Origin of the sequence: Brachyspira sp. SAP_772, assembly GCF_009755885.1 — a bacterium.
Lineage (GTDB): Bacteria > Spirochaetota > Brachyspiria > Brachyspirales > Brachyspiraceae > Brachyspira.
In genome coordinates this window covers 189,578-202,976 of record NZ_VYIX01000001.1, presented here as the reverse complement: position 1 = coordinate 202,976, position 13,399 = coordinate 189,578, and the positions used below count along the sequence as shown (strand labels likewise).

General features: G+C 28.1%; 11 protein-coding genes. 4 read left to right on the top strand and 7 right to left on the bottom strand.

The genetic code is table 11. The features are described from left to right. Positions 1-93: 93 nt before the first annotated feature. From GQX97_RS00850 to GQX97_RS00835, 4 genes are all read left to right on the top strand, one after another. Positions 94-1,197 (top strand): iron-containing alcohol dehydrogenase family protein, encoded by a 1,104-nt coding sequence (locus GQX97_RS00850; RefSeq protein ID WP_157150077.1) that lies wholly within the window; start codon positions 94-96, stop codon positions 1,195-1,197. 3 nt (positions 1,198-1,200) lie between these two features. After that, positions 1,201-2,139 carry a bile acid:sodium symporter family protein gene (locus tag GQX97_RS00845; RefSeq protein WP_157150076.1) on the top strand — a complete coding sequence of 313 codons (939 nt, stop codon included), beginning with the start codon at positions 1,201-1,203 and terminating at the stop codon, positions 2,137-2,139. A gap of 401 nt (positions 2,140-2,540) precedes the next feature. After that, positions 2,541-3,620, top strand: coding sequence for a ribonucleotide-diphosphate reductase subunit beta (locus GQX97_RS00840; protein WP_157150075.1), 1,080 nt, complete (start codon positions 2,541-2,543; stop codon positions 3,618-3,620). A 26-nt stretch (positions 3,621-3,646) separates the two neighbouring features. Continuing rightward, positions 3,647-5,962, top strand: coding sequence for a ribonucleoside-diphosphate reductase subunit alpha (locus tag GQX97_RS00835; RefSeq protein WP_157150074.1), 2,316 nt, complete (start codon positions 3,647-3,649; stop codon positions 5,960-5,962). Positions 5,963-6,117: 155 nt separating this feature from the next. Here GQX97_RS00835 and rplT read toward each other — a convergent pair whose 3' ends face one another. The 7 genes from rplT to pepF all read right to left on the bottom strand — a co-directional run bounded on the left by rplT (position 6,118) and on the right by pepF (position 13,323). Further along, a complete protein-coding gene (rplT, locus tag GQX97_RS00830) occupies positions 6,118-6,471 on the bottom strand; it encodes a 50S ribosomal protein L20 (RefSeq protein ID WP_013243468.1) in 354 nt (117 codons plus the stop codon). 15 nt (positions 6,472-6,486) lie between these two features. Then, positions 6,487-6,690 carry a 50S ribosomal protein L35 gene (gene rpmI, locus GQX97_RS00825; protein WP_157150073.1) on the bottom strand — a complete coding sequence of 68 codons (204 nt, stop codon included), beginning with the start codon at positions 6,688-6,690 and terminating at the stop codon, positions 6,487-6,489. Between the two features lie 99 nt (positions 6,691-6,789). Next, positions 6,790-7,377: a translation initiation factor IF-3 gene (infC, locus tag GQX97_RS00820; RefSeq protein ID WP_157150072.1), complete on the bottom strand. Its 588-nt coding sequence runs from the start codon at positions 7,375-7,377 to the stop codon at positions 6,790-6,792. 12 nt (positions 7,378-7,389) lie between these two features. Further along, positions 7,390-9,321: a threonine--tRNA ligase gene (gene thrS / locus GQX97_RS00815; protein WP_157150071.1), complete on the bottom strand. Its 1,932-nt coding sequence runs from the start codon at positions 9,319-9,321 to the stop codon at positions 7,390-7,392. A 140-nt stretch (positions 9,322-9,461) separates the two neighbouring features. After that, entirely contained in the window at positions 9,462-10,043 is a 582-nt protein-coding gene (locus tag GQX97_RS00810) for a hypothetical protein (protein ID WP_157150070.1), read from the bottom strand. 17 nt (positions 10,044-10,060) lie between these two features. Continuing rightward, positions 10,061-11,383, bottom strand: coding sequence for a PD-(D/E)XK nuclease family protein (locus GQX97_RS00805; RefSeq protein ID WP_157150069.1), 1,323 nt, complete (start codon positions 11,381-11,383; stop codon positions 10,061-10,063). A 119-nt stretch (positions 11,384-11,502) separates the two neighbouring features. After that, on the bottom strand, positions 11,503-13,323 hold the full coding sequence (pepF, locus tag GQX97_RS00800) for an oligoendopeptidase F (protein ID WP_157150068.1): 1,821 nt from the start codon (positions 13,321-13,323) through the stop codon (positions 11,503-11,505). Between the last annotated feature and the right edge of the window lie 76 nt (positions 13,324-13,399).

Sequence of the window (13,399 nt, the reverse complement as noted above, 5' to 3'; positions counted from 1 at the left end):
AGATAAACTAAAGATAACTTAATTTATTACTTATTCTTTTTTATCTCTTAAAAAATAATTTATTTATAATTTTATAATAATAAAGGATAAAAAATGAGTTTAGAAAATTTATTTCTGCCTAACTTTAGTATAGGAAGTGACGCTTATAAAGATGTATATCATATATGTTCAAATTATGGGAAAAAAGCTGTTATAATATCTGGTAAAAAATCTATTCAAGCATCTATAGAATCAATATTAAATAATATAAAAGACATAGAGATAACAGGAATGTTTCATTATGGAGAAAAATCAACTTTTGAAAATATTGATTTACTTAAAGATAAGAAAGCGGTAATAGAAGCTGATATGATATTTGCAGTAGGAGGAGGAAAGGCATTAGACACATCAAAAGTTTTAGCACATACTATAAATAAGCCTATATTTACATTCCCTACATTAGCTTCAAATTGTGCTGCTGTAACTGGAGTTTCAGTTGTTTATAATAATGATGGAAGTTTTAAAAAAATGTTTAATGAAAAAAGACCTCCTTTGCATACATTTATTAATACTGACATTATATTAAACTCTCCCGAAAATTATTTTATAGCTGGTATAGGAAATGCATTATCTAAACAATATGAAGCATTATTTTCTACAAGAAATGAAAGTTTAAATTACAGAAATTTCTTAGGCATTGAAATAATAAAAAACTGTTCTAATGATATATTAAAACATTATTCAGAAGCTATAAACGATTTTAGAAATAAAAAACTAACAGATACCTTAAAAAGAGTAATACTTCATATAATATATACAACAGGATTAACATCAGTAATAGCAAAAGATGATTATCATATATCTTTAGCACATGGTATGTATAGCGGACTAAGAAAAATAAAAAGAATAGGAGAAAAATTACTTCATGGTGAATTAGTATCATATGGTGTATTACTGCTTCTTACAATGGACAAGCAATATGAGGCAAGAGAAAATATTTTTAATTTTAATAAATCTATTTCTCTTCCAACATGTTTAAAAGACGTAGGTATAAATAAAGCAAGTTTAGATGATGAAGAACTTAATATGGCATTAGATACAGCTCTTACGGGTAAAGATTTAAATATAAGCCCATACAAAGTCGATAAAAAAATGATATTAAAAGCTATCATTGATTTAGAAGAGTTCAATAATAAACAATATTTAAAAAAAGGATAAAAAATGAAGACATTAAAACAAATCAGTAATTTCTTTGGTAAGTATATGGCTATAATAGTATTGATAGTAGCGGCTGTATCATTGTTCTTTCCAAAAACAGTAAGCTTTATAAAAACAAGTTATGTTAATTATCTCTTGATGATAGTAATGTTTGGTATGGGACTTACATTAAAACTTGAAGATTTTAAAGTGGTGTTCACAAGACCAAAAGACATAATCATAGGTGCAATAGCACAATTCACAATAATGCCTTTACTTGCATTTTTACTTTCTATTATTTTTAAGCTTCCTGCAGAACTTGCTGTAGGAGTTATACTTGTAGGTACCTGTCCGGGTGGTACTTCCTCAAATGTTATGACATATTTGGCTAAAGGTGATGTTGCTTTATCTGTGGGTATGACTTCTGTATCTACAATACTTGCTCCTTTTGCGACTCCTCTGCTCACTTTACTATATGCTGGACAAAAAGTTGATGTTAATGCTGTAAGCATGTTTATATCAATAGTGCAGGTTGTTATACTTCCTATATTCTTAGGTTTTATAATAAATAAATTCTTTTATAAGTTTACAAACAACATAAAAGAAATACTTCCTTTAATATCAGTACTTGCAATTGTAGCAATAGTAGCTGCTGTAGTATCAGCAAATTCACAAAGATTAATGCAAGTTGGTTATTTAGTTATAATAGTAGTTATGCTTCATAATTGTTTGGGATATTTGCTTGGTTATATACTTGCTAAACTATTTAGACTTAACAATGCTAAATGTAAAGCTGTATCAATAGAAGTAGGTATGCAAAACTCAGGGCTTGCAACTTCTTTAGCAGCAACTCATTTTGCATCAATGGCACTTGCAACTGTACCGGGAGCAATATTTAGCGTATGGCATAATATATCAGGCTCTATTGTAGCTAATATAATGGCTTCAAAAATAAAAGATTAAATAAAAAATGATAATGGACTTGAATATTATTTTATTTAAGTTCATTATTATTTATATTTTAAATTACTAAACTTTAATTAATTATAAATTTATAATAAACACAATTTAAAATCTTTTAATAATATTATTAAAAGTATGTTGTAAACGTTTTACAAACTTGTGATTTTTTTTCAAAATATAAACTATATTTTTTAAGCTAATATTTTTAGTTTAAAAATAGCCTAAAAGTTATATAAAAACATAGCCTATTATTATAAATATAACAAAAAATAATTTTCTTTTTTATAAACTTCCATTTTTTTAGCATAATTTCATATAAATTTATAAAAAAATAAATTTGACAATTTTTTAAGTAAAATTATAATAAGACAACAACAAATATAAAGAGGGGTATAAGATCAATGAAAGTAATAGATATAGAAAAAAAACCTAATCTTGAAAATGAAAGAATATTTTTTGGAGATTTTGGGCACTATATAAGAATAGATTCTGTAAGCCATGAAATAGCAAGAAAATTAAAAGAAGCTAGTGAAGGAAACACATGGTTTTCAAAGGAAGTTGACTATAAATCTGACAAAACAAGATTCTCTTCTCTTCCTGAAGACGCTCAAAGGGCTTTTAAGCTTAATATAGCATATCAAACTCTAATGGACAGCGGCGTTACAAGCGGTTTTTCATCAATATTAAATAGAATAGTTACAAGTTCTATATGGTCTATTCTTTATTCTAGAATAGCAATAGAAGAAGTTATACATGCTGAGAGCTATTCTTATGGACTTTCTGAAGTTTTTGGGCATTTAGCTACTGAAACTTTAGATTTAGTTTATAATGATGAGTTTGTAAAGCATAGAATGGAAAAAGAAGTTGAGCTTTTTGCCTGTGTTGATGATTTATGTAATATAGAAAATAGCAATGCTACTCTTGAAGAGAAAAAAAAGGCTGTATTAAAGCTTATAACTGGTATATATTTGCTTGAAAGTGTAAAATTTCCATTTTCATTTTTAGTAACATTTACAATCAATAATAGCTACAACGATGCAATTACTGGTTTTACAAAAACTATTAAATTAATAGCACATGATGAACTTAATACTCATGTACCAACTGGTAAGAATGTTATAAGCATATTAAGAAAAGACGCTAATCAAGGCTTTAAAGAGTTATTTGACAGCGGTTGGTATAATGATATGGCTAAAGAAATGACTGAGTTTACTGTTAATGAAGAGATAAAATGGGCAAAATATCTATTTGATGGAAAAGAAGTTGCTGGTATAAACTCTTCTGTAAGTGAACATTTCATAAAATATTGGGCTGGTGTAAGATTAAAAGATTTGGGAGTAGAAACGGAATATTTAAAAGAGCCTAAATCTGATATTATAGATTGGTTTAATGCATATAGAGATATTAACAAACAAAATGCAGCACTTCAAGAGACAACAAACACCTCTTATCAAAAAGGTGCATTAAAAAACGATTTATAATATAAGGTTAATAGGGTTAATTTACTATGATAGAACTTACCAAAGATAAAAAGCATATTATTATCAAAAGAGACGGCAGAGAAGAACCATTTAATGAGGAAAAATTAAAAAAAGTTATTAACTGGGCTACAGACGGAAAAGAAGGCTTTACTAATGCATTGTTAGAGGGACTAAACATAAAAATAAACGATAGAATGAAAATAGAAGTTCTATATGATGAGCTAATAAATACAGCTGTAAATAAAATAAGTCCATTATATCCTTCTTATGATACTATAGCAGAGAAGTTGTATCTTATGAAGATATATAAAGAAACCTGCAAATTAAAAAAGACTGGGAGCTACCCTCATATAAAAACTTTCTTAAAAAAAGGCGTTAAACATAAAGTATACGATAAAAATATAGTATCATTATTTTCAGATAAAGAGCTTGATAAAATTAACTCTATGATAGTTCCAGATAGAGATTTACTCTTTACATATAAAGGATTAGCTATATTTTATAGAAAGTATTGTAAAAATATAGGAAGCAAAAAGTTAGAACTTCCTCAGATAACCTATATGGTTGCTGCTATGTTTTCTTTTTATGATGATTTCTATAAAGGAACTAATAAAGATATAGTTGAAAAAACTAAAGCTGATAGATTAAAATATATAAAAAGAACTTATGATATGCTCTCTAAACATGAGGTAACATTTGCAACACCAAGAATAGCAAATAGCATGTCTATAAGAGCACAATTAGCAAGCTGTATATTAAACACTCCAGACGATGATACTTGGAGTTTAAATCAAACCGATGGAAACATGGCATTATATTCAAAGTTTTCTGGTGGTATAGCTTATGATGCATCATATATAAGGGCTTCAGGCTCTACTATACAAAGCAATAGAGGGCGTTCTGATGGGCCTGTACCTTTTATTAAAAGAACAGAACAGACAATATCCTCATTCAATCAGGGGGGAGTAAGAAAAGGGGCTTGTGTTATCACTTTCCCTTGGTGGCATTTAGATGTATTAGACCTTATTATGCTTAAAGATGCGGGTGGAACAGAAGATACTAGGGCTAGAAAATTAGTTTACTCTATTAGAATAAGTAATATATTAAGAGAACGTGTTAATAAAGATGAATATATTACATTATTTGACCCTAAGGAGACTCCGCTGCTTAATGAAGAGTTTGGGGCAAAATTTGATGTAGCTTATATATATTATGAAAGTAAGTCTTCTATTAGAAAAAAGAGAATTAAAGCAAAAGATTTACTATTTCAAATATTAAAAGTAAGACAAGAAACTGGTAATTTATATCTCACATTTGTAGATAATATTAACGAACAGAATATGGTTAATAAATTTGTAGGGGCTTCTAATCTTTGTCAGGAGATAGTAATTCCTTCTTTTCCTTCTAAATTAATAGAAGAGAAATATGTTGTTAATGAAGATGGAAGCTATGAGATAGTACAGAGAAAGAAAAGCGGTGAGATTGGTATATGTAACTTGGTATCTGTAAACTTAATGTCTTGGGTGAATTTTAGTGCGGAGAAGAAAAAATCATTTTGCTACACTCTTTTAAGAGGATGCGATAATATTATAGACAGTCAGTTTTATCCTGTAAAAGAAGGTGAGATTGCAAACAAGAAAAATAGACCCATTGGTATAGGAGTTATTAATTACGCCAATTTATTAGCATCAAACAAATTAAGATATACTGATAAAGAGGCATTGGAGTTTACAAATAAAATATTTGAAGATTTATATTATCATATATATGAAGCTTCTAATATATTGGCAAAAGAAAGAGGACCTTATAAAACATTTAATGAATCTAAATGGAGAGAAGGAAAAACTCCTGTGCATATTTCACTTTTAAGTAAAAGCTCTAATTTGAAATTTGATATAGATATGGAGAAATGGGATAAACTTGCAGAAAATATAAAAAATTATGGAGTAAGGTTTTCATTCCATGGAGCAATAGCACCAACTGCAACTTCTGGTAAAAGTGTATCTGCTACAGAGAGTATAGAGCCTATAGTAGATTTATTTTTCGTAGAAGAAGGTATACAAACTCTCCCTAGCCTAGCACCAAATTTGAAGAAAAATAGAGAATATTATGAAAGATGTTGGGATATACCAGCAAAAACTATAATAGAACTTGCTGCCATAAGACAAAGATATATAGATCAATCACAATCTTTAAATCTCTATTATGTAAAACCAGATTCTGCAAAAGAGCTGTGGGACGATATTCAGTACGCTATGGATTTGGGGCTTAAAACACTTTATTATATGAAAACACCTAAGTCTAATTTTGAACTTGAAGAAGTTTGTGAGTCTTGTACTTAATAATTAAGATAATAAAATAATTAATAAAAAAGCCCTGTAATATAATTATGGGGCTTTATTTTGTATATAAGTTATAATACATAAAAAACCGCTGCAACCTATTAAAGATTACAGCGGGTACATATTGTAAATATTTTTTAATTCTTTATTTTATTTTAAGCAAGTGCTTTTTTAGCTACTTCAACAACAGCCTCAAACGCTTTATAATCATCAATAGCTAAATTAGATAAAGCTTTTCTATCTATTAAAACATTAGCTTTTTTAAGACCATTAATAAACTTACTGTAAGATATACCTAAAGGTCTGCATGCAGCATTGATACGAAGAGTCCATAATCTTCTCATCATTCTCTTTTTCTGTCTTCTATCACGATAAGCATATTTTAAGCCTCTTATTACAGCCTCTTTAGCCTGCTTTGTTTGCTTGCTATGAGAACCATAATAACCCTTAGCCATTTTTAATATTTTTTTAACTTTTTTCTTTCTTACTATTCCGCTAACTGCTCTCATTTTAGTCTCCTTTTATTATCTGCCATAAGGCATTAATCTTGGCATCTCTAACATATTAGTATCATCAGCTATTTTTGCTTTACGATACTTTCTTTTAGTGTCAGGTCTTTTATTTAAGAATTTGTGGCTACCAAATGCATGAGCAAATTTTACTTTACCTGTCTTAGAAAATCTAAAACGTTTTTTAGCACCGCTTTTTGTTTTTAACTTTTGTTTCATAAACTAATATCCTTTAAAAATTATATTTACTATATGCTCAATCTACTCGTATGATAAGTACAAAGTAGTTAGTGGGCTTAAAAAATTAATTATATTTACTTACTCTTCAGTATTAGCTGAAGCTTCTTTTTTAGAAGCTACTTCAGAATCAGAAGAAGTCTTTTTTACTTTCATTGGATTAAGCACTGCAGAAAGATTTTTACCTTCTAATTTAGCAGGCTTTTCTGTAGAAGCTTCATTTTCCAAATCCTGTATAATTTTATTAATAAGGTCATAACCAAACTCTGTATGAGCCATCTCACGGCCTCTAAACATTATTGTAATTTTTACCTTATTGCCTTCATCTAAGAACTCACGAATATGTTTCATCTTAAAGTTGTAATCATGTATGCTTATTTGCGGACGCATCTTGATTTCTTTAAGCTGAACTGACTTCTGTTTTTTCTTAGCTTCTTTACTCTTCTTTTGAATATCAAATTTATACTTACCATAATTGATAATCTTACAAACAGGAGGTTCTGCTGTAGGAACTATCTCTACTAAATCTGAACCCTCTTCCTTGGCCAATGCTAAAGCTTCTTTTATGCTCATAATACCAAGGCTGCCTTTCTCATCATGTACTACCCTAACTTCTGGTGCAGTAATAAACTGATTAATTCTCTCTCCTTCTTTTTTTACTGTTGCCATTATTTAGCTACCTCATTTAGTAGTAAATATAGAATCATTCATTCTCTCCTTAGATTCTTGCTGTAGTTTTTCCATAAACTCAGTTAAATCCATATCTTTTATTTCTTGTGAAGAACGTGTTCTAATAGATAATTTTCCACTAGATACTTCCTCTGCTCCTATTATAACTGTATATGGAGTTCTTTGCAAGCGATATTTTTTTATCTTAGTACCTAAATTTTCATTACTTTCATCTATTTCTACTCTGAAACCAGCCTCTTTTAACTTTTTAGCTACTTCATGAACTCTATCAATTTGAGGCTTTTCATTAAGAACATTAACAACAGCCACTTGTATAGGAGATAACCATAATGGGAACTTACCATTATAATGCTCTACCAATATACCTATAAAACGTTCCATCGAACCTAGTATAGCCCTGTGAAGCATTACAGGAGTATGTTTTTTACCGTCTTTACCCTCATAACTAATCTCGAATCTCATAGGAAGTGAGAAGTCAACTTGTAAAGTACCGCATTGCCAGTTTCTGTCAAGAACATCTTTAATATTAAAGTCTATTTTAGGACCATAGAAAGCTCCATCGCCTTCATTAACTTTATAGCTTATGCCAAGTTTATCTAAGGCATTCATTAAAGATTTAGTAGCAAGCTCCCAAATCTCATCACTTCCTATTGATTTTGCAGGTCTTGTAGAAACAAATATTTCAAAGTCCTTAAAACCAAAGTCTTTATATACAGATAAATAATATTCTATAGTGTTAATAATCTCATCGCCTAATTGCTCTTCTGTACAGAATATATGAGCATCATCTTGAGTGAAGGCTCTTACTCTAAATAGTCCATGCAAAGCTCCTGAAAGCTCATGTCTATGTACAAAACCCAACTCAGCAACTCTTAAAGGCAAATCTCTATAACTATGTATATTAGAATTATAAACAATCAAACCGCCCGGACAGTTCATAGGTTTTACAGCATATTTAGTTTCGTCAATTTCTGTAAAATACATATTTTCTTTATAGTTATCCCAGTGTCCGCTTCTATGCCATAACTCTTCATTAAGTATAGCAGGAGTTTTAATTTCAACATATCCGCGTTTATCATTCTCATTTCTTATATATGATTCAACTGCCTTATAAATAATCATACCATTAGGATGCCAGAAAGGAAAACCGGGACCTTCATCGTGGAAACTAAATAAGTTTAATTCTTTACCTAATTTTCTATGGTCTCTCTCTTTTGCCTCTTTAAGCTTTTTAAGGTATTTATCTAATGCCTCTTTACTTTCAAAAGCAGTACCATATATACGAGAAAGCATTTTATTGTTTGAGTCACCTCTCCAATAGCTTCCTGCAACAGACATAAGTTTATAAGATTTTATATAGCCTGTTGAAGGTACATGCGGTCCTCTGCAAAGGTCTATAAAATCACCTTGCTCATAGAATGATACTGTATCTGCATCTATGCCTTCTATAATTTCAACTTTATATGGTTCATTTGCCTTTTTAAAATATTCTATAGCTTCATCTTTTTTCATTACTTTTCTTACTACAGGAATATTTTCTTTTACAATTTTTTTCATTTCATCTTCTATTTTTGGCAAATCCTCTTCAGTAAAAGGTTTCTCAGCATCAAAGTCGTAATAAAAACCATCTTTAATAGCTGGTCCTATAGTAACCTGAGTATTAGGATAAAGTCTTCTAACTGCCTGAGCCATTAGGTGGCTTGTAGAGTGTCTTAATATTTCAAGACCCTCTTCGGTGGTGTTAAGTATCAATTCTAAATCGCCATCTGTTTCAGGCGTATATGTAAGGTCAACTTGTGTTCCATTAAACTTTGCTGCTACTGCATCTTTTGAATCTTTTTTTGCGTTTTGTTTAAGGAAGTCTAATAAAGACTCTCCATGAGACAAGTCATAAGACTGTCCTAAATAATTAATTTTTGACATTATAACACCTCTTTGAATTGATACTTTATTATTTACAAATATGCAAATAATTTGAAATATTATAACATATTTTGTTTTATAGTCAATTATTTAACTTTTATAAATTTGTTTAGAAGTATTAGATTTTAAACTATTTTTAATTATAGGCTGTTTAATATATTATCCAATTTTAACATATTATCAGCAATTTCTTTTACATAATCATTATCATTACATCTTTCAGCATCTATATACCAATAATATGAATATAGCTCATAATCTTCTTGTAAATCTAAATTAGGAAATTCTTCTATTAGTTTTTTTCTAAATTTGTTATTTTTTATTTTACTAATAAGTGTTTCATCTGAATTATCATAATAAATACCAAATAACAACCACTGACCCTCATTATTGTATCCAACTTCTAAAATATTATATAGCTCCCCAAATTTTTTATAATGTTTATAAATACTATGGCTTTTATTTTCTTTTGGATTTTGTATATCATTAATTATACTTTCTTTTTCTCCACATACAAAATCATTATTTTTATTCATTATACTCTTAATATTTTCTATAAAAAGAAATTCATTTTTAAATTTTAATTCAATTTTTTTTATGTTTAAAACATCTGCCACGCTATTAAATAATTGCAAATATTCCTCTAACTTATCAACATCTATATTTTCATCTTTATTCATTATTTCTTCATTTATTATTTTTAATATTTCATTTCTTGTCATTTTTAATCTCCTTAAAATTATCTTCTTCTAAAAAGCAAATTATATAATTCTGTATAATCTTTATAGATTTCTTCTAATTTCTCATTAAAAGTTTCATTATTGAATTCTATATTTTTTGAATATAAAAGTTTTTTCTTATGCTCTATATCTTTATTAAATTTTTTATCTAATATTTCATTTTCTAATTTTAATAATTTTTGTTTATTATTTTCATCATATGTAGACAGACATAATTTTATATTATCATGAGTATTTAATATATACAACTCTGTCTTAATCTTATCAAAATATTTATAATTAGACCAGTTATTATTATAGTTTAACAAATGTTCATATATAGTGTCTTCATCTGTTTCATCTATTTTTCCATTATATTTATTTAATAATTTCTCTTGCAATGATATTGTAAATTTAATATCTTCTTCTTTTCTGCTTTTTAATATCTCTAATTTTTTATATCTTATTTTATCACTTATAATATCTGCGGCATTATTATATATTTCTATATATTCATCATATTTTGTAATATCTTCTATACTTTCATATAATTCATTGAGCTTTTCATCATTAAGAAGAATATTATTAATTACTTTATTGTCAGGCTCTATTCCAGATAAATAATTTTCGTTTTGAATAAATTGAATCATAGCAGATTCTAATACTTTATAGTCTTTCTCTTTTTCTATTAATTTAGTAAACATATCACTTTCTAAAATACTTTCAAGCCATGAAGTTATAAAACTATGAGGTATACAAAAAAGATTATTTCCTATATTATTTTTTAATTCATTATTTAAACTATTTTCAGATGGTTCGTATCCATATCTTGTTAGATAAACTACATATATATTTTTTATCTTTCTATTTTTTATATCATTATAATAATCAGCAATTTGATTTTCCCCATTATCTCCGCTATTAACTTTATTTTCTATTATTACAGCATAATTTTTTTTGTTATCCCATATAAGCAAATCTATAAATTTATTCTTTTGCGTTTGAAATTCTTTTTTTACTTCAAATTTACATTCCTCTAATATATTATTTTTATATTCTACATTATATTTATTAAATAAAAATTCTATAAACAGTTTGGCGAAATTTAGTTTTATATCACACTCGTCAATATTTTTGTTGATATTTACTTTCAATATATCATACAACATTTGAGAATTAAATTTTTCTTGCTCTTCTATTGAAATTAAGTTAAATATGTTTATATAAGGAGGCTTATTAGCAAGTTCCTTAAATATGGATTCTCTTTTTGATATGATATGTTTGAATAATTCTGTTTTGATTTTTTCATCTTCTTGAAATTTTTTGATTATAGTTTTTAGCATTATTGTATCCATATTAGGTTTTACATGTATTCTTTATATTATATTATATTGTCAATAAAATAAAAGGCCGACATACAAAATAATGCCAGCCTTAAAATCAAAACTAATAATAAATCAAATCAATTTAACGCCTTTAATTCTTCTACCTCTTTAGCAAATAGTTTTAAAGCACTCTCTACAACCTCAGGCTTAGTCATATCAACACCTGCAACTTTTAGATTCTCTATAGGGGTCCTGCTTCCTCCGCTTCTTAGGAATTTCAAATAATTGTCTCTGTTTGTGTAGTCGCCTTTGGCATTGCCTTCAAGTATCCCATTAGATAAAGCAACAGCAGCTGACATACCTGTAGCATATTTATAAACATAAAATGAACGATAGAAATGAGGTATTCTCAAAGCCTCTAAATCGCTTGTCTCTTCAAGAACAGATTTCTCTCCAAAATATTTTTTAAGTAAATCTTTATAAACATTTCTTATAAGCTCTAATGTTGTAGGGTTGCCGTCTTCTGCTTCTTTGTGGATTATATGCTCAAACTCTGCAAACATTGTCTGTCTAAACACTGTAGCAACAAATCCGTTTATATCTTTATTGAGTAAAAATGCCTTAACTTCTTTTTTGCTTTCATTTTGCATAAGATAATTAAATAAAAGTTTTTCATTGAAAGTGGAGGCAACTTCAGCTTCAAATATAGTATAATCATGATGCTGGAAAGGGTTATTTTTTCTGCTGTAATAGCTATGCATACTATGTCCTGCCTCATGAGCTAAAGTAAATACTGATTCAATACTTTCATCTCTGAAGTTCATCAATATATAAGGCTCTGATACGTAACAGCCCGCAGAAAATGCTCCGCTAGTTTTTCCTTTATTCTCATATTTATCAACCCATCTTGAATTAAGACCTTTTGTGAGAGTTGATATATATTCTTCACCCAGTGGTGATAAGGCCTTATTTAAAACATCTATTGCCTCATCAAACGTATGATATAACTTAACATCTTTTACCACTGGGGCATATTTGTCATATTGCCTAAAGTCGTTAATACCTAATTTACTAGCACAATATTCGTAGTAACTATGAAGTGCAGGCAAAGCATTATGAACACTTTCAATTAAACTATCATAAACACTCACAGGTATATCATCAGCAAATAATTCCATCTCTCGTACGCTGTTATAATTTCTTATTCTAGCGTCAAATATATCCTGCTTAATTTGGCTTGCATAAAGTTCTGCTAATGTATTTTTGTGTTTATCATATTCTTTATAAAATTGATTGTAGCTGTTTTTTCTTATTTCTCTATCTTGGCTTTCTTGAAAACTTGAGAATGTTGCATGAGTAAGAGGAGTTTTTTTACCATTATGTTCTAATTCACCAAAGTCTAAATCAGCATCATTTAAAGTATCGAACACATTTGAAGCTGTTGAAGATAATTCACCTTGAAGAGCTAATATTCTCTCCTCTTTTTCTGACAATGTATGAGGCTTGTATTTTAGTATGTTTCTTAAATAAATTAAATAATCTTTTAATACTTCATCTTTCAAAAAGCCATTAATTTTTTCATCATCAATGCTCATAAGTTCAGGCTCAAAATAACTCATGTTAGCAGATATCTCTGAAGAAAGTTTTGCAAATCTTGCAACTTTTATATTAGAATCATTATTAGTTAAATCTTCTGTTTGTTTTAAGAATGCATAAGAGCCTAACTTTTCCAAAACAATAGAAGCTTTCATTATAGTGTCTAATATGTTTTTTAATTCGGCTGCTGATTTTGATAGATTTCCTTTAAACTTACTCACCTCTTTTGAAAAATCTTCCATTGATTTAAAATCTTTTTCAAACTCTTCATCATTTTTATATAATAAACTTAAATCCCAAGTATCTTCTATTTTTACATCTTTTCTTTCTATTAAAGTATTTGATTTATTTTCACTACTCATATAATATTCACTCCTTAATATTTTTTTATAAAAACATATTTAACTGATATTTGTAAATTATAACATAATATAACGT

Excerpts from the sequence above, each read along its gene's own strand:
- rpmI (WP_157150073.1), bottom strand. The coding sequence starts at position 6,690 with ATGAAACAAAAGTTAAAAACAAAAAGCGGTGCTAAAAAACGTTTTAGA.
- pepF (WP_157150068.1), bottom strand. The coding sequence starts at position 13,323 with ATGAGTAGTGAAAATAAATCAAATACTTTAATAGAAAGAAAAGATGTA.
- GQX97_RS00840 (WP_157150075.1), top strand. The coding sequence starts at position 2,541 with ATGAAAGTAATAGATATAGAAAAAAAACCTAATCTTGAAAATGAAAGA.
- GQX97_RS00845 (WP_157150076.1), top strand. The coding sequence starts at position 1,201 with ATGAAGACATTAAAACAAATCAGTAATTTCTTTGGTAAGTATATGGCT.
- thrS (WP_157150071.1), bottom strand. The coding sequence starts at position 9,321 with ATGTCAAAAATTAATTATTTAGGACAGTCTTATGACTTGTCTCATGGA.
- GQX97_RS00835 (WP_157150074.1), top strand. The coding sequence starts at position 3,647 with ATGATAGAACTTACCAAAGATAAAAAGCATATTATTATCAAAAGAGAC.
- rplT (WP_013243468.1), bottom strand. The coding sequence starts at position 6,471 with ATGAGAGCAGTTAGCGGAATAGTAAGAAAGAAAAAAGTTAAAAAAATA.
- GQX97_RS00805 (WP_157150069.1), bottom strand. The coding sequence starts at position 11,383 with ATGCTAAAAACTATAATCAAAAAATTTCAAGAAGATGAAAAAATCAAA.
- GQX97_RS00810 (WP_157150070.1), bottom strand. The coding sequence starts at position 10,043 with ATGACAAGAAATGAAATATTAAAAATAATAAATGAAGAAATAATGAAT.
- GQX97_RS00850 (WP_157150077.1), top strand. The coding sequence starts at position 94 with ATGAGTTTAGAAAATTTATTTCTGCCTAACTTTAGTATAGGAAGTGAC.
- infC (WP_157150072.1), bottom strand. The coding sequence starts at position 7,377 with ATGGCAACAGTAAAAAAAGAAGGAGAGAGAATTAATCAGTTTATTACT.